Below are 18,256 nucleotides of genomic sequence, written 5' to 3'. Positions count from 1 at the left end.
TAATTTAATATTGCCCTGTTTATGGATGTTTTAGCTTGAATATTAAAAGGTTAGAACTCTAATTTTAATAAAAAATGAAAAAAACAACAATACCTAGTATCAACTTTTTAGCAAAACTATTATTTAGCTTTTGTTTTATGGTATTACTTTCTAATACGATATGGTCACAAACAACCGTCTTTAGTGATAATTTTGACAGAGGTAGTCTAGTAATACCCATAACTTCTGGTGGTTCGCCTAGTATTACTTATACAACCGTAACTACTTCGACTGGTTCTGCTATGGCTAATACTATAACTTCTCGAACAAATCTAACTTCAGGTTCAGACTATGCTTTACAAATTCTATCTGCAAATAGTAATTCTACCCCAGTCGCTCAAACTTTTGGTCAAACCTATATAACAGGTTCTCTAAATTCATATTCAGCGCCATTTGATAAAATATTAGACCAAAACCCAGGAAATGTAATTTGGACATTTAACATGAGAACTAATAGAGCAACAGCTTTATCATTGAATGGTTTTCAAAATGCATCTTCGAGTTGGGGTTCTGCAGTTGTATTAGCTTCAACTAGTTCAACTTTACAAAATGCAGGTAATGGTTATGCCGTTATAGAAACTAGAGGCACTGGGTCAACTAATACAATAAAATTAATTAGTTATACTGGAGGATTACAAGGTACGCAAGTCGTTATTGCATCGTCTAGTAACTTATCAACGTTAACAAGTTGGGCAAGTGTTAAAGTAATATATAATCCTAGTCTTTCTACTAATAATTGGCAATTATTAGTAAGGGATGATACAACAACAATAAACCCTGATTTTTCTACATTAACAACTTCTTCTGGGACAGGTTCAGATTCTAACTACACATCAAGTTCATCCACGTTGACACACTTTGGTTTCTATGCAAACCATGATGCATCAAATAATGGCTCTACTTCAAATTCGTTTTATTACGATAACTTTAGTGTAGTAGTAAATACCTTAACTGTAGGTGCTTTATCAGGGGGGAATTTTGCAAATCAATGTATCAATACTTCTACCACTAAAACTTTTACTTTATCAGGGACAAATTTAACTTCAAATGTAACAATAGGTGCAGTATCTGGGTATACTTATGCTTTAAATGGTAGCTCAACTTTCACAACTAGTATCGTTTTAACTCCAGTTTCAGGTTCTTTGAGTTCCTTTTCTCCAATTCAAGTTAGATTCACCCCTACTGCTGTACAATCCTATTCGACTACTATTCCTATAAGTGGTGGTTTGGCTCCAACAGTAAATCTTGCTGTGGCTGGTGTAGGAATAAATACTATTGCTACTACGGCAACTGTTGCAGCAGATACTATTACCTCTACATCTGCCACACTTAATGGTATCTACATACCTGGAGGATGTTCAGGAGCAATTACTGTTAACGGCTTTGAATATAGTACTGCTAGTTTTACTGGTGGTTCTGCAACTTCGCTGGCTGCTATAGGTAGTACTTCTCCATTTAATTCTGGAGCTAATCTTTCAGGACTTTTACCAAACACTACCTATTATTTCAGATCTAAAATAACAGATGCAAACGGAAGTACGGTTGTTTATGGTAATGAGTTGAATTTTACGACTTCGGCAATTAGTACTCCAGTAGCAACAGCTGCTACAATTATAAAATCTTCAGAATTTAACGCGAATTTTAGTTCAGTAGTTGGAGCTAGTAATTATTTATTAGATGTATATACAATTGGCGGTATTACTGAAAATATTGTTGGCTGGACATTTCCGTCATCAGGAACAATTTTAACTGCTGATATTACTTCCACAAATAATACAACAAACACTATATCTTTGAGTAGCGGATCAATTAGTAATGCCACTGGAGTTTCTACACAAGCCGCTAGTGGATCAACCTGGACTACTTCGGGGGGTAAATATTGGGAGATACAATTCAATACAAGAGGATATAATGTAATTAAAGTTTCATCAGCACAAAATTCAACTTCCTCTGGACCGCGTGACTTTAAAATTCAATATAAGATTGGTTTGGATGGTACCTATGTAGATGTTCCCAGTGGAATAATTACTGTAGCCAATAATTATACCACTGGAGTTTTAACAAATTTAGTTTTACCTTCATTTTGCGATAACCAATCTTCTGTCTATTTACGCTGGCTCCCAAATTCTGCGACTGGAGTTGATGGAAATGCTTTTACTTCAGGTGGTATCAATCGTATTGATAATGTAATAATCTCTGGAGATAAAATAAATTTTGCAACGGGTTATAATGCTGCTAATGTAAATAGTTCTCCTCAACTCGTTACTGGTTTAAATAGTAATTCTATATATTATTATTCAGTTAGAGCAAATTCTACAAATTCAACTTCTGTAAATTCTAACGTTATTAATTTAACTACTAAAATAGACCAATCATTAGCTGATTTTAGATCTAAAGCTAATGGTGTTTTTTCTGATTTCTCTACTTGGGACTATTATGATGGAACCGCATGGATTTCTGCCACGCAGGCTCCAACTAACAATAATACTATAACCATTTTAGTGAATCATGAGGTTTCTTTATCGAATAATTTTGTCATTAATTCTGGTAAAATATGTACTGTCAATGGAACGATAGATTTATCAGGTAAAATTATTTCAGGAACTGGAACCTTTTTATTATCTTCAGGGGCTACCTTAAAATTAGGAGACAATATTTCAATAGCTACAGGAATTACAACAACTTCAAAAACATTTGATGCTGCAGCAAATTATTATTACAATGGAACAATACCTCAAACAACAGCGTCTTTACCAGAACCTGTTACGGGAATTGTTACAATAACAAATTCTTCAGGGGTTAATCTTTCTGTTAATAAGATAATTAATTCTCCTGGCTCTTTAGTAGTTTCAAGTATTGGGCAAATTTCTTTTGGATTTAATGGAAATGCAACGAGTATTAGAGGAACGGGAAATTTTAATGCTTCAAGTGGCTGTACTTTGGTTATTTCAAGCAAAAATGGAATTGCTAATGATGGAACTACAGGTAATATTAGACTAACTGGGACTCGTATTTTTGGGTCGGGTATTAATTATAATTTCACAAGATTCGAAAACAGTTCTTCAAAAATGGGAGCTTCTTTTTTAACTGAAATTGCATCCATAAATAATCTTACTATTAATAATTTTGAAAATGTTATACTTCCAGCTAGAGACATAATTATTAATGGGACTTTAAATTTTGTTTCAGGAAAAATAGAAACTGGATCTCAAAAACTGATACTTGCTGCTTTAGGTAATGTTATTGGAGGCGGTACTGGATGGGTGATTGGTAATTTTCAAAAATACATAGCTACTTCAACGTCTGCTATAACTTACGAAATTGGAGATGCCACAAATTACAGACCTATAAATTTAAATTTTGCTAGTGTTACATCAGCAGGAGATTTGACAGCTAGTGTTTCACAAACTGCGGGTCTTCACCCTCAAAATAGTAGTTCAGCGTTAAATACTACAAAAATTGTAAATCGTTATTATACTTTATCAGGTAGTGGAGTAGTTTATTCTTCTTATAATGCTACTTTTAATTATTTAACTTCCGATATTATTAATTATCCTGCTACCGACTCTAATAATTTTATTGTTGGAAAATATAATAATCCTTCTTGGTCTTATCCAACAGTTGGTACCAAAACAGCGGCTAGTACAGAAGCAACAGGTCTTACTAGTTTTGGTGAATTTGCTATAGGATATGAGAGAATTACTCCAGTAGTTACCGTTATTAATGGTACACCTTATACCTATAACACTTTTGTTCAGGGTCCAGATTCTATTAGTACTCTTACACCAACACCTACGGTAACTTATAGCTATGAAGGGGTTAATGGGACAATTTATGATGCTTCAAGTATAAAACCTAAAAAAGCTGGAGATTATACAGTTACAGCAACTGTAGCCGCAGATGTGAATTATTTTACAGCAAATTCAGGAGCTATTCCTTTTACAATCAATAAATTTGATTTAACCATTACTGGTGCTACATCTTCTAATAAAGAATATGACACTACTACAGCTGCAACAATAAGTGGCGGTAGTTTAGTAGGGATATTAGGTGCTGATGATGTATTGTTAATTCAAGAAGGAACGTTTCCTTCAAAAAATGTTGGTATAAATCTAGTTGTAACTTCAGTTTGTCGTCTTGCAGGAGATGATGCGTTGAATTATTCTATAATTCAGCCTACTGTTCCTAATGCAAGTATTACTCAAAAAGAAGTAACGATCATCAATCTTGCTACAGCAGATAAAGTGTATGATAAAACCAACACAGCTATTGTATCGATAGTACCAGCAACTGAATTGCAAGGTGAATTTCCATCAGATACTGCTAAAGTATCTTTTACACCATCAGGATATTATGCTAGTGCTACTGTAGGAAACTGGACGATTACCTCTACCACTGTACTTACAGGGAGTGAATCTGGTAACTACATTTTGACTCAGCCAATATTTACAGAGAAAAAAGACATTACTCCAATAGGATTAGATGTAACGGGTATTACTGCAGACAATAAAGCATATGATGGCAATACAGATGCGGTGATAAACGCAGCTGGTGCTACACTAAGTGGGGTACTAGCTCTTGAAACAGTAACTTTAAATACGACAATTGCAACGGGTACTTTTGATACTAAAGATTTTGGTAATGGTAAAGTGGTAACCATTAGTGGTCTAAGTATTAGTGGAGCCAATGCAGCCAATTATAGTATTAACCCAACGACGACTAGCGCAAACATTACAAAAAGAGCAGTTACTATTACCGCAACTAGCCAAACTAAATGTGCTGGAGGTGCTTTTAGCAGTCTAGGTAATTTGAATGTAGATTTTACTAAGGACTATAATGTAGCTGGTGACATCCTATCAGTAACAGTATCCGTAATAGGAGGTGATGGTTCTATATCAGGTTCTTATCCTTTACGACCTAGTCTAGCAACACCAGGGGCTAGTAACTATACTATTACTTATATTGATGGTACATTAACTGTAAATCAATCGCCAACAGCTACTATATCAGGTACAGTAAATACATGTCTTGGTACTTCGCCAGTCGTTACCTTTACTGGGGCAAACGGTTCAGGAACCACAGGATTGGGTGGTACACTACAATATGAGTTTACGTATAAAGTAGGAGCAGGTGGCACACCAACAACGATAACTTCTGTAGCTGGTAGTGCTACTACCTTTATAGTAGCTCCAACTACAGCAATAGGATCAATAAATTATATTTTAATAAGTGTAAGAGATCTCGTTTCGGGTTGTTCTAATGCTAGTACTCCAGGAACAGCAACTGTAACTACTGGTATCTGTACCCAAATTAGACCAACACAATGTGGTCAATTTGTTCCAACAATAGATACCGTTATACAAGCAAGCCCAGTTCCTGGAGCGACACAATATCGTTTCGAGATTACCTTAACTACTGCACCTAATACAGTAACCGTATATACTTGGCCAAACTACTATTTCAATCCAACAACCGTTTTAGGCAACGGCGGATTGGCTTATGGAAAAGAGTATAGCATACGCGTAAAACCATTTATTGGTGCTGCGGAGTATCCTTATGGTGGTGCGTGTATTGTAAAAGCACCGCTTGCACCACCAACACCAGCTTTAACTACTACCGTTAGACCAACGCAGTGTGGTAAAATATTGCCACAACTAAGTACAGTAGTGCAAGCAAGTCCAGTGTCAACCGCTACCCGTTATGAGTTTAGAGTTACTGATGCAAATGGTACACGACCAATAGTATCATCAACCACAAACGGATTTAATATCCTAACCGGATTAGTAGGAGGAGCAGTATACGACACCGATTATTTCATAGAAGTGCAATGTTTTACAGGAGTAGGAGGGGTAACACCACTTACCACTTGGGGAGCAGGTTGTATCGTGAGAACACCAAGTCTACCGTTCTCTAAATTAGTAACCAGTCAGTGTAATAAAACAGTAACGAATTTAACGAGTACACTTTATGCATCAACGGTTTTCTTAGCCGAAGGATATCGTTTTAGAGTACGCTTACAATCCAATCCATTAAGCAGTAGAGTAGTAGAGAAAACTTCAGGAAACATGTCAGCGTTAACCGCTGCAGAATTATCAGGGGGCTACGCAGCGAGTACGGTTTATTTAGTAGATGTAGCTGTTAAATACAATGGATTGTGGCAAGAAGCTTATGGAGGAGATGTTTGTACGATTACAACACCTACTGCAAGAATGAATACCAATTCGGTTGAGAGCATTTTTAACGTAAAAGCATTTCCGAATCCTTTTGCCTCGCACTTTAGTTTAGACATCGTGAGTTCAAGCGACGCTCTTGTAGAAATGAAAGTGTACGATATGATAGGACGACAGTTGGAAGCTAAACAAGCGACCGTCTCAGAATTGAGTACGAGAGAGATAGGACGCAATTATCCATCAGGGGTATACAATGTTGTTGTATCACAAGGGGATAAAGTTAAATCGATACGAATGGTTAAAAGATAAGATTTAAAGTCTTTATAAAAGAAACCGTCCCAGTTATTGGGGCGGTTTTTTGCTTTACAGGATGTTGTAGTTACTACCTTATGCACCAATTAACTGTTATGGTTCTATACCATTTAGAGACGAACAAACAAAGTTATATGTAGTAATCCTTAACAAAGGTTTATCGATGCAATAGCTAAAAATAGGAATGAGTCGAAATGATGCAGATGTATTAATTGTAATAAAATAGAAAGTTAAATTGTATTAAACTTTTTTCTTATAAAATACCAGTTCGCCCAACATCTTTTTAAATTTGACTCCAGGTCTAAAAATAATAGAAGCACTTTTTATGTTGTTCTGATTTACAGCTTCGGGACTGCTGCTTGCCGTTCCTTTGACACTTACCTGAAACGATCCCATTGCGCCAAGACGCACAATATTTCCGTCTTTTAAAGCATTAGAAACAACATGAACTAAGCTTATAATAACTGCATAACAATCAGCGGGTGTTGCGGTACAGTTTAAGGAAACTTGCTCGGCTAGTGCATCCAAATCTATTTCGCCCGATTGGGTTGCTCGAGGATAGTAGAGCATTGAAGCCTGAGAATCAGTTGGGTTGGTTTTACCAACAGCGATAAAAGGAATTGACATAGTATAAAAATTTAAGTTGACACAGTAAGTGAAAATAAACATCGGGACAAAGATACCACTTTATCTTAGTAATAGGTTCATTTGACCGCGGTGAAACTAACAATTGACCGCGGTCATTAATCTAATTGACCGCGGTCATCTTGATGTCTCATACGGATTGTATGTAAATTTTGTAGGAACGAATTGATACTTTCAGCACTAGGTTTTTTGGTTATACATCGTCTGAAGTATACAACGATTGTGTATAATGTACTATTCTATTCATTGAAATCCCATTTAGTGAAATTAGTTTTTATTCCAATTTCTATCATCCTATTAGCCAAAGTGGGGATACTAGATTTTCTATCGCAAATCACTTATGTGTCTAAAAATTATAATCTAAGGCATTGCAACTAACAAATTAAACTCAATAAAGATTTATTTAAAACACTACAAACTATAATTTTGGAAAATTATTTTTTCAAACTTAACTTCAATATCACAAATCCGATAATTCCGGCAACTAGTGAAGCTATTAAAATGGCAATTTTAGAATTATTGATTACTTCACTAGTGTCAAAAGCTAATAGCGTTATAAAAATAGACATTGTAAAGCCAATTCCGCCTAAAAATCCAGCACCAATAATATTCTTCCATTTTAAATCATTAGGTAAAGTACAAAGTCCTAAACCTACACCAATAAAGGAGAAAAGCCATATTCCTAAAGGCTTACCTAAAACTAATCCAGTTATGATACCTAAACTATTTGCGTGGCTTATCCCGTTTTGCCAGTTTGTTGCTATCGGAATACAAGTGTTAGCCAATGCAAATAATGGCAAAATGAAAAAGGCAACAGGAATATGCAGAAAATCTTGTAAAAGATAGGAGGTCGATTTTTTTGACCCATCTCCAAAAGGAATTGCAAAAGCCACAAGAACTCCAGTAATAGTGGCATGTATTCCTGAGTTTAGCATAAAATACCACATTACTATTCCACCAATTAAATAGGGAATTAGGTTGCGGACTTTTATTCGGTTAAAAATTAGCAAAAGAATCCAAATCCCTAAGGCAATCCCTAAATTAGTAAATGCTATGGTTTTAGTATAAAAAATAGCAATAACGAAAATAGCTCCCAAATCATCTATTACAGCTAAAGCGGTCAAGAATATCTTTAACGAAGTGGGAACACGATTTCCTAAAAGAGATAAAATTCCAATGGCAAAAGCAATATCGGTTGCCATTGGAATTCCTGAACCCGACTGAGTTGCCGTACCAAAATTAAATAACATATAAATTCCTGCGGGAATTATCATGCCGCCAAATGCCGCTATTGCTGGCAAAGCGGCATTTTTTATTTTCGAAAGTTCACCTATATATATTTCACGTTCTAATTCTAATCCAATGAGTAAAAAAAAGACTGCCATTAACCCATCATTAATCCAATCTACAATACTATGGGAGCCCGCTGGTTGATGCCAAAATTCGATATATTCCTTTTGCCAAACGGAATTGGCTAGTACTATTGAAATGATTGTAACAAATACTAAAAGAATTCCACCTGCTTTTTCGCTGTCAAAAAACTTACTAAATAGTTTAGTATTTTTCATTTAATTGTGGTTAAAAAAAAAGCTCTGATTTCTCAAAGCGTTCTCTATTTATTTGGTTATAGTTTGCTTTCTATCTGGACCCACAGAAACTATTTTTATTGGAACTTCAACTGTGGCTTCGATATATTCGATGTATTGTTTCAATTCAATAGGTAACTCATCAAAAGTTGTCATACCAGTTAAATCGGCTTTCCATCCTTTGAATTCTTTATAAATTGGTGTAACATTTTCAGGTTCTATATTGTAAGGCAAATGGGAGATAATTTCACCTTTGTAATTGTATTCAGTACATATTTTTAAGGTTTCAAATCCTGACAAAACATCCCCTTTCATCATCATTAATTGGGTTACACCATTTATTTGTACGGCATATTTTAATGCTACTAAATCAAGCCATCCACACCTTCTTTTTCTACCTGTAACCGAACCGAATTCGTTACCAACGCTTGCCATAGTATCGCCAGCATCTTCAAAATCTTCAGTAGGAAATGGGCCGCTTCCTACTCGAGTAGTATAGGCTTTAAAAATTCCGTACACTTCTTTAATTTTGTTTGGTGCAATTCCTAAACCAGTACAAGCACCAGCAGCGGTTGTGTTTGATGAAGTTACAAAAGGATAGGTTCCAAAATCGACATCTAGTAAAGAGCCTTGAGCGCCTTCGCACAAAATAGACTTTCCTGATTTTTGTGCTTGCGCTAAATACTCTTCGCTGTCTATAAAAGTCAACTTTTTTAAGTCTTCAATAGCTTCAAAAAATTCTTTTTCTAATTCTATTAAATTATATTGAATTTCTACATTGTAAAAAGCAATCATCGCTTCGTGTTTATCGGCAAGAGCTCTATAACGTGCTGCAAAATCTTCCAATTCAATATCGCCAACACGCAAACCGTTTCTACCCGTTTTATCCATATAGGTGGGACCAATTCCTTTAAGAGTAGAACCAATTTTGGCTTTTCCTTTAGCGATTTCAGAAGCTGCATCTAATAAACGATGGGTAGGTAAGATTAAATGTGCTTTTCTTGATACTATTAATTTGTTTTTAATATCTAAATTGAATTTGGCTAGACCATCAATTTCTCCTTTAAAAACGACAGGGTCAATTACTACTCCGTTTCCGATAATATTAATTGAATTTTGGTGAAAGATTCCAGAGGGAATGGTTCTTAATACGTGTTTAATTCCGTCAAATTCTAGTGTGTGTCCTGCATTTGGGCCTCCTTGAAAACGAGCAATAATATCATATTTTGAGGTTAAAACGTCAACAATTTTTCCTTTGCCTTCGTCTCCCCATTGCAATCCTAGTAATAAATCTACGGTCATTCTGTGTGTTGTTTTATTCCGCTGCGCTCCATAAGTTCGGTTGCGCCTCAGGTGTAGTTAGTTGTTAAATTGGTTATTTGTTAAGTTGGTTGTTTGATTAATCGTATGTACGAAAAAAAACAGCAAATTAAACTTTCTTATTTCCATAAAAGTAGAGGGAATGATTGTGAATTTCGATATCAAAAATTTCTTCGATTGTTTTTTTAATCATTTGTATTCTTGGGTCACAAAACTCGATAACTTCTCCAGTATCCGTCATGATAATGTGGTCGTGTTGCTTATCGAAATAGGACTTTTCGTAATGAGCTTGATTTTGCCCAAATTGGTGTTTTCTGACTAGAGCGCAATCTAATAACAACTCAATTGTATTGTATAGTGTTGCTCTACTGACCCTATAGTTTTTATTTTTCATTTTGATATAAAGATTTTCTATATCAAAGTGTTCTTCATTATCGTAAATTTCTTGAAGAATAGCGTAACGTTCAGGAGTTTTTCGGTGTCCTTTATTTTCAAGATACAGTGTAAAAACATTTTTTACAATTTCTTGGTTTTTGCTGTTATCAACAGATAGTAGTGTCATGTTGCAAAGATAAATTTTTATTTTAAAAGATTAAACCTTTAAAGTCAGAAACGTTTAATTTTTGTACACTCGGGTTACTTTATCTACACCATCAATTTTCTTAATGTTATCAATCATCTTATTCAAAATAGTATTGTTTTGAACAATTACCGCAACTTTTCCTTTAAAAAGGCCAGCCTCTCCACTTAATGAGATACTTTGAATATTTACATTCATATTGTTGGAAATTACTTTTGTCAATTTGTTTGTTAAGCCTATAGTGTCCATTCCTGTAATATTTAAAATGGCTTTAAATTCTTGTTGGGTGGAGTCTATCCATTTTGCAGAAATGACTCGATATGCATAATTAGATTGCATACTTATAGCATTTGGACAATCTTTTTTATGCACTTTTATACCTTCATTAATAGTTACAAATCCAAAAACTTCATCGCCAGGAATTGGATTACAGCAGGAAGACAGTTTATAATCTAATTTGTCTTGGTCTACACCAAAAACGAGCAAGTCATAATTTTTACTTAATAATTGTTTGTGAATGTCTTTATCGGCAGTGGTAGGAGTTCGCTTGATTTTATTTTTAAAGAAGTTCATCAAGGTGTTGCTTTTTTGCGAAGCATAATCTTTTAGCTGTTGATTCTCGATAGATCCAATTCCAACTCGATAAAATAAATCTAAACTCGTTTTTAGGTTAAAAAAGTTTACAAGTTCATTAATTACTTGTTCGCTAACGGTAACTTTTAGGTGTCTTAATTTTCTAGTTAATAATTCTTTTCCTTCTTCGGCAATTTTTTTAGTATCCTCGTTAAGAACGTTTCTAATTTTATTTTTGGCCCTTGTAGTTGTTACATAATCTAGCCAATGACTTGTCGGTTTCTGATTTTGAGAAGTTATTACTTCTATTTGGTCGCCACTTTTGAGTTCTGTGTTTAAAGGAACTAATTTTCCGTTTACTCGCGTTCCTCTGGTACGAATTCCAATTTCAGAGTGAATGCTAAATGCAAAATCGAGTGAGGTTGCTCCTTTAGGTAAGGATTTGATTTCACCTTTTGGTGTAAACACAAAGATTTCTTTGGAGTAAAGATTCATTTTAAAATCTTCTACAAAATCTACTGCATTGGTTTCAGAATTTTCTAATGCTTCTTTTAATAAATTAAGCCAAATATCTAAACCACTTTCTTCAGTTGCTCCGTTTTTATATTTGTAATGTGCTGCATAGCCTTTTTCTGCAATCTCATCCATTCGCTCGCTTCTTACTTGTATTTCGACCCATCTTCCTTTAGGTCCCATTACGGTAATGTGTAGTGCTTCATACCCAGTAGATTTTGGCGAAGAAATCCAATCGCGCAATCGGCTTGGGCTGGGTCTGTAATGATCGGTTACTATGGAATAAATTTTCCAGGCAAGAAATTTTTCTTCATGAGCATTTGACTTGTAAACAATACGCAAAGCAAATTTATCATAGACTTCATCAAAGCTTACGTTTTGAGCCAACATTTTTCTCCGTATAGAGTAGATGGATTTTGGGCGACCTTTTATGATGTAATCTATTTTTTCTTCATCGAGCGATTTTTTAAGTACTTCAGAAATGGTCTTAATATATTCGTCTTGTTCTTCTTTAGTTTCTTTTATTTTACTCACAATATCATTATAGACTTTGGGTTCAGTATACTTTAATCCTAAATCTTCTAATTTTGTTTTGATATTGTATAAACCCAATCGGTGTGCTAATGGCGCATAAATATACAAGGTTTCAGATGCGATTTTTGTTTGTTTGTCTTCTTGCATGGAGTCCATGGTTTGCATATTGTGCAAGCGGTCGGCCAATTTGATAAGAATTACACGTACATCATCGTTTAGGGTTAGAATCATTTTTCGGAAGTTCTCTGCCTGTACTGAAGCATTCAAATCCTTTTGAACCATTGATATTTTTGTTAATCCTTCTACAAGTTGGGCAACTTTAGGATTAAATAGTTTTTCAATGTCATGAATAGTAATAGGAGTATCTTCTACAACATCATGTAGTAAAGCAGCTGCAATAGATGTGGCTCCTAAACCAATTTCGGATGCTACAATTTTTGCTACAGCAATAGGGTGGAAGATATAGGCTTCACCAGATTTGCGGCGTTGATCTTGATGCGCATCAACAGCTACGTCGAATGCTTTTCGAATGAGTTTCTTATCTTCAGGAGTTAAAGTTTGATAACTGATACGAAGTAATTCTTTGTATTCTTTAGCAATTGCTTTGTTTTCTTTTTCTATATCAATATCAAGCATAATGAACTGTTCTAATTTTTAAAAATAGAAATAAGATTTGAGATATGCAACTATAAGTTTTTAATAGTATTCTAAAAGCCTCTTTGCCTTTTGGCTTCAAAAATTAATATAGCTGCTGCTACTGAAACATTCATGCTATCTATTTCACCTTGCATCGGAATAATAATGTTTTGAGTAGCTTCATCTCGCCATTCTTCTGTTAATCCAGTTGCTTCTGTTCCCACGACCAATGCTGTGGGAGTTGTATAATCCTGAGTATGATAGGAAGTCGAATTTTGTAAGGTAGCGCAGTAAATATTAATTTTTCGTTCTTTTAGAAAAGCAATGATTTCAGAAGTTGTTCCTGTTGCAATTTGATTGGTAAATAAACACCCAACGCTAGAGCGAACTATATTGGGATTGTATAAATCACTTTTTGGGTTGGCAATAATCACAGCATCAAGATGGGCTGCATCGGCAGTGCGAAGTAAAGCGCCAATATTTCCAGGTTTTTCAGGTGCTTCTGCAATTAGAATTAGTGGGTTTTCAGATAATTTTAAATCGGATAATTGCAACGATTTTGTTTTTGCAATTGCTAAAATACCTTCGGTAGTATCTCGGTAAGCCAATTTTTGATAGACTTCTTTTGAGATTTCTATTAACTCAATTTCGTTGTTCGTTAATTTGATAATTTGGGATTCAGAAATTAATTCGGGCAGAAATAGAATAGTTTCAATTGTATATCCTCCTTTAATAGCTAATGTAATTTCGCGTTGTCCTTCGATTAAAAATGTTTCAGTTTGTTTTCTTGCTTTGGCTTTTTCTTGCAATAAGACCAGTGATTTTATAAATGGATTTTGTACGGAAGAGATTTGTTTCATTTTTGAGTAGCAAAATAACTAAAGTTCAAAGTTACAAAGGTTTTGTAAACCAATGCTAAATTATTTATTTAAACTTAACCTTTAAACATTATCTGGTTAAAAAGAGATATCCTACGAGCGGTTTTGAATAGTCAGGGTCATTTAGTTCTAGAACATAATAATAAGTTCCTGTGGCAATTTGTGAAGAATTAATTAAAAAGCCTTGATTTGCGTATCCGTCCCAATCGGGAGTATTATTGTTACCATTCCAAACTAAAGTTCCCCAACGATTGTATATTGATAGTTTAAAATTCAGGAAAATATTTCGCAATCCGTCAATAAAAAAAGTGTCGTTTTTAGTATCATTATTTGCAGAAACAAAGTTATAAACTGTTGGAGGACAATTTCTTGAAGTCAGTGAAAATGAAGTAGTGCTAAAGCATGTTCCGTTATCAACTTTAACAAAAATAGTTTTAGGAGTACTCGCAGTACTGTAATTTGAAATTCCCGAAATCGTATTGGTTTCATTCTCTAAATCGGTAGTTGATTCATAAAACTGGACTACGTCTGAGGGATTTACTTTTATTGATTCTTCATATTTTGAAAAATTAAAAACAGCTTTTCCTAATCCTAAATTGCAAGAAATTAGAGCATCTAAAGTTCCTAAAATATCCGAAACTAACAAAGTAACAGCTTCAGAAAAAGTGTTGTTTGTTTCGTTTATCTCATTTACTCTTCCTTGTCCTGTTCCGTCGTCATCTACAATAAATTTTAGTTCAAAATTGTTAGGTATATTTTCAGGAATATTGATTGTGATTGTAGCGGTTTCGCTTCCGTCAATAGGGAGAGTTGTTTTCGTTTTAGTTTGTTGTATCAGTATTCCGTTTGCATATATTGCAATTGGAGTTTCTGCAGGAAGGGGATTGGTACTGTTGGAGTTGAATACCGTGTAATCGACCACTATTTTTTTAGAATTACAGGCTTTATTAATCTTATTGAAACTAATTGTTGCATCTGGCAATTGACTGTTTAGTTTTGTGACTATTGCATTTATCATTACAAAATCCTGATCTGAAGTCAATCGTATAGAAGCATTGGTATCTCCTATCTTAATATTGTTTTGTATGCTGTAAACATCAAGATCCATGTTGTACAAATCACTGGTTCCTAAAAAGCTATTGGTTCCATTAAATGCATTGTTGCCAGGATTGAGCGGCGGATTGTCAATTAAATTTTCATTAATAAGTAAGGATTCGTTATTAGCAATGTTTTTATCTCCTTCCCAAGCCACAAATCCTATTTTAGCATCATTATTGTCAATTACATTTAAACTGTTTAGTGTAATGTTAATTTCATTTGGAACGGATTGTAAACCATCATAAACGGTGAGTTGATTTAGTGGAAGATCTTTGTTTTTATAAATAATGACTATTGCCCATCCGGCAAAATTGCCTCCAAATGGACAATAATCTGCAATAATAGCTGTTAAATCTAGATCCGAAAAATTATAAATTCCGTTTCCCGTAGATTGAATTAGTGAAGTTACATCTGCGAAAGCGCTAAAAAACGGAAAGCCTCTCGAATTTTCATTACTGAAAGTACGAATAGCCGAAATGGTTTGATTGTTTAATTTAACCTCAAAATCGCCAGTTCCTGAACCCGCCCAATACAAATAGGCGTTTTCTATACTATTGTCCTGATTTAGATTTAATAGTGATGAAGAATTTGTAAGAATAGTGCAGGGCGGACTTGGTAGGCCATCAATATTATTATTTTCAATGGTATTTAAAGTGTTTCCAATAAAAACAAAGTCATATCTTCCGTTGTATTGTTTAAATAATGATATATCTTGTCCGTAAAAAGGATAAGAAATAAAACTAATTAGTATAAAGAGAAAGGTATTTTGTTTTAATTTCACGAAAACAAGTTATTAGTAGCCTAAAAATACAAATTAAGTTTATACTATTCTAAATAATAGAAGAACAAAATTTAAAGAATTACTAAATAATGAACTAAATTTCGACACTTATATTTAATATTATAAAGCGCATTTTGAAAGAGAATGATTTCGCGTAATAATAAACTCAAAAAAGAGCAGAAAATTAGGAACAAATAATTACTATGAAAGTAACATTTATCAAAACCTTTTCAAGAACTCCTTTATTTAAAGTTACTTCTTTAAATAGTATAGGTATTTTATTAAAAATAGCAATTGGACTAATTTCCTCTAAAGTAATTGCAATTTTTATTGGGCCTAGCGGTATGGCTTTAGCAGGGAATTTAAGAAATTTTATGACTTCTACAGAAAGTATTGCAACTCTAGGATTTCAGAACGGAATTGTAAAGTACATAGTGAATAATAAAGACAATGAGGTAGAGCTTAAGAAAGTTATTTCAACAGTCTTTTTAAGTTTACTAACGGTTTCATTGGTTTTGAGTTTGGTTTTAGCAGCTTTTTCAATGTATTGGAATAATATCGTTTTTGGAGGTGAATTTGAATATTCTAGTATTTTTTCAATTCTTGCTTTAACTTTACCTTGGTACATTGTAACGATTTTATTACTAGCAATACTAAATGGATTGGGAAAATTCAGGAATGTTATTTTTAGCAATATTATTGGAAACACAATTGGATTAGTTTTTTCAGTAATTGTGGTTTGGCACTATAAAACCTTTGGAGCATTACTTGCTATAATTATTCCTCCAGCATTATTGTTTTTTGTTGCTTTTTATTTCATTAATAAAGATTTGAATTTTATAAGTACTGTTTCCTTTCGACTATTCGATTTTCAGATATTGAAAAACTTATCATCCTATTCATTAATGGCACTCGTGTCATCGGTTATAGGTCCCTTAGTTTTTCTATCCATTCGCCATTCAATTATTGAAAAATTAGGAATAGAATCAGCTGGTTATTGGGAAGCTATGAACAGGATTTCAAGTTATTATCTTATGTTTATCTCATCAATTCTTACGCTTTATTTTTTTCCTCGATTGGCTTTCGCTGAAACAAAAAAAGCTACAAAAAATATATTTTGGAGTTATTATAAAACCATTTTGCCCATTTTTACTTTTGGATTACTATTCATCTATTTATTGAGATTCTTTATCGTAAAATTGCTTTTTACACATGCATTTCTGCCTGTAACCACTTTGTTTTTTTGGCAACTCTTAGGGGACACATTAAAGGGGGCCTCACTTATATTAGGCTATCAGTTTTTTGCAAAAAAACTAACTGTAGCTTTTATCATAGCGGAGTCAATTTCATTGTCTGTGATGTTTTTTACAAGTAATTATTTAATTGGAGTCTATCAAATAGAGGGAGTAGTTATGGCTCATGCAATTACCTATTCTATTTATTTGTCCGTTTTAGTTTTATATTTTAGAAAGACTTTGTTTTGATTTTTAACAGTTTTGATTGTATCTAAGTTTATAACAAAAAAGCATCCCAAGATAGGATGCTTTTTTACTAATTTATTTAAATTTTACAATTCAGTAATAATGAATTCACTTCTTCTGTTAGCTTGATGTTCCTCTTCCGAGCACTTCACGCCATCGGCACATTTGTTCACTAATAGAGTTTCACCATATCCTTTTCCGATTAGACGACTAGCATCAACTCCGTTAGTAACCAACCAAGCCATTGTAGATTTAGCTCTTCTATCAGATAATTTCTCATTGTATTTATGCGTTTGACGGCTATCAGTATGCGAACGCACATCGATTTTCATAGTAGGATATTGTTTCATTACATCTAATATTTTCTCTAATTCAAGGGCAGCATCCGGTCTAATATTCCATTTGTCTAAATCAAAGTAGATAATCTTAATACCAAAAGCTTTTGCTAAATCATCACCCACAGTAACAGGTTTTACTTTTTTCTCTAACTGAATAGGGAAGTCTGTTTTTCCGTTTGAAGTGGGAATAGTAACTTTTAGTTCTTTAGTTTCATACAACTCTTTTTCGGCTCTAATGTAGTACGATTTGCCACATTCCACTTCAAAAGTGTAAAACCCTTTATCATCAGAAAACACTTCTTTAATGGTATTGAATTTATCATCAAATAAAGTAACTTTAGTATTAGCAAGAATTTCACCCGTTTCTAAATCAGTGACTATCCCCGACAATACTTGCTCGCAAACCAACTTTCTAGTTTCTAAGAATTTGTAAATATCATCATATCCTTTACCACCATCTCTGTTAGAAGTTAAAAATCCTTTTCTGGTTTTAGTATCAATTAAATAGGCAAAATCATCTTGCGGAGAGTTTGCTGGCGCACCAATGTTAATAGGTGCTTTAAAAGAGCCATCGGCGTTCATTCTAGACATAAAAATATCTAATCCTCCAAGACCAGGATGACCATCAGTGGCAAAATACAATTCATTTTCATTTGTGATTATAGGAAATGATTCTTTTCCCTCAGTATTAATAGTTACTCCTAAATTTTCAGGAGTACCAAAACTTCCGTCTTCATTTATTGCAACTTTCCAAATATCAGATTGACCATAG

At 33.9% G+C, this 18,256-nt stretch carries 10 protein-coding genes; 2 read left to right on the top strand and 8 right to left on the bottom strand.

Going from position 1 to position 18,256, the window contains the following annotated elements; genetic code table 11:
• The first annotated feature begins 74 nt into the window (after nucleotides 1–74).
• Nucleotides 75–6,518, top strand: a complete 6,444-nt coding sequence (locus tag F6464_RS10955; RefSeq protein WP_151107856.1) for a YDG domain-containing protein — start codon at nucleotides 75–77, stop codon at nucleotides 6,516–6,518.
• A gap of 243 nt (nucleotides 6,519–6,761) precedes the next feature.
• Here the strand turns inward: F6464_RS10955 and F6464_RS10950 are convergent, their stop codons facing one another.
• The 7 genes from F6464_RS10950 to F6464_RS10920 all read right to left on the bottom strand — a co-directional run bounded on the left by F6464_RS10950 (nucleotide 6,762) and on the right by F6464_RS10920 (nucleotide 15,665).
• Nucleotides 6,762–7,148, bottom strand: a complete 387-nt coding sequence (locus F6464_RS10950) for an HU family DNA-binding protein (protein WP_191963371.1) — start codon at nucleotides 7,146–7,148, stop codon at nucleotides 6,762–6,764.
• A gap of 452 nt (nucleotides 7,149–7,600) precedes the next feature.
• Nucleotides 7,601–8,734: a Na+/H+ antiporter NhaA gene (nhaA, locus tag F6464_RS10945; protein ID WP_151107854.1), complete on the bottom strand. Its 1,134-nt coding sequence runs from the start codon at nucleotides 8,732–8,734 to the stop codon at nucleotides 7,601–7,603.
• Nucleotides 8,735–8,782: 48 nt separating this feature from the next.
• Complete coding sequence (locus F6464_RS10940; protein WP_151107853.1) at nucleotides 8,783–10,054, bottom strand: adenylosuccinate synthase; 1,272 nt, start codon at nucleotides 10,052–10,054, stop codon at nucleotides 8,783–8,785.
• A 127-nt stretch (nucleotides 10,055–10,181) separates the two neighbouring features.
• Entirely contained in the window at nucleotides 10,182–10,634 is a 453-nt protein-coding gene (locus F6464_RS10935; RefSeq protein WP_151107852.1) for a Fur family transcriptional regulator, read from the bottom strand.
• Between the two features lie 54 nt (nucleotides 10,635–10,688).
• Nucleotides 10,689–12,908 carry a RelA/SpoT family protein gene (locus tag F6464_RS10930; RefSeq protein ID WP_151107851.1) on the bottom strand — a complete coding sequence of 740 codons (2,220 nt, stop codon included), beginning with the start codon at nucleotides 12,906–12,908 and terminating at the stop codon, nucleotides 10,689–10,691.
• Between the two features lie 71 nt (nucleotides 12,909–12,979).
• Complete coding sequence (locus F6464_RS10925) at nucleotides 12,980–13,768, bottom strand: TrmH family RNA methyltransferase (RefSeq protein ID WP_151107850.1); 789 nt, start codon at nucleotides 13,766–13,768, stop codon at nucleotides 12,980–12,982.
• A gap of 88 nt (nucleotides 13,769–13,856) precedes the next feature.
• Nucleotides 13,857–15,665 (bottom strand): T9SS type B sorting domain-containing protein, encoded by a 1,809-nt coding sequence (locus F6464_RS10920; protein ID WP_151107849.1) that lies wholly within the window; start codon nucleotides 15,663–15,665, stop codon nucleotides 13,857–13,859.
• 203 nt (nucleotides 15,666–15,868) lie between these two features.
• Here F6464_RS10920 and F6464_RS10915 point away from each other — a divergent pair, with 203 nt between their 5' ends.
• Nucleotides 15,869–17,149 carry an O-antigen translocase gene (locus F6464_RS10915; protein WP_151107848.1) on the top strand — a complete coding sequence of 427 codons (1,281 nt, stop codon included), beginning with the start codon at nucleotides 15,869–15,871 and terminating at the stop codon, nucleotides 17,147–17,149.
• Nucleotides 17,150–17,232: 83 nt separating this feature from the next.
• Here F6464_RS10915 and F6464_RS10910 read toward each other — a convergent pair.
• On the bottom strand, nucleotides 17,233–18,256 hold a 1,024-nt coding region (locus F6464_RS10910), incomplete at its 5' end, for an OmpA family protein (protein WP_151107847.1).

The organism is Flavobacterium luteum, assembly GCF_008806775.1.
Taxonomy (GTDB): domain Bacteria; phylum Bacteroidota; class Bacteroidia; order Flavobacteriales; family Flavobacteriaceae; genus Flavobacterium; species Flavobacterium luteum.
Note: the sequence above shows the minus strand (reverse complement) of the source record. Positions and strands in the feature narration are given on the sequence as shown.

Coding starts and splice junctions, on each gene's coding strand:
- F6464_RS10955 (WP_151107856.1), top strand. CDS start 75: ATGAAAAAAACAACAATACCTAGTATCAACTTTTTAGCAAAACTATTA.
- F6464_RS10950 (WP_191963371.1), bottom strand. CDS start 7,148: ATGTCAATTCCTTTTATCGCTGTTGGTAAAACCAACCCAACTGATTCT.
- nhaA (WP_151107854.1), bottom strand. CDS start 8,734: ATGAAAAATACTAAACTATTTAGTAAGTTTTTTGACAGCGAAAAAGCA.
- F6464_RS10940 (WP_151107853.1), bottom strand. CDS start 10,054: ATGACCGTAGATTTATTACTAGGATTGCAATGGGGAGACGAAGGCAAA.
- F6464_RS10935 (WP_151107852.1), bottom strand. CDS start 10,634: ATGACACTACTATCTGTTGATAACAGCAAAAACCAAGAAATTGTAAAA.
- F6464_RS10930 (WP_151107851.1), bottom strand. CDS start 12,908: ATGCTTGATATTGATATAGAAAAAGAAAACAAAGCAATTGCTAAAGAA.
- F6464_RS10925 (WP_151107850.1), bottom strand. CDS start 13,768: ATGAAACAAATCTCTTCCGTACAAAATCCATTTATAAAATCACTGGTC.
- F6464_RS10915 (WP_151107848.1), top strand. CDS start 15,869: ATGAAAGTAACATTTATCAAAACCTTTTCAAGAACTCCTTTATTTAAA.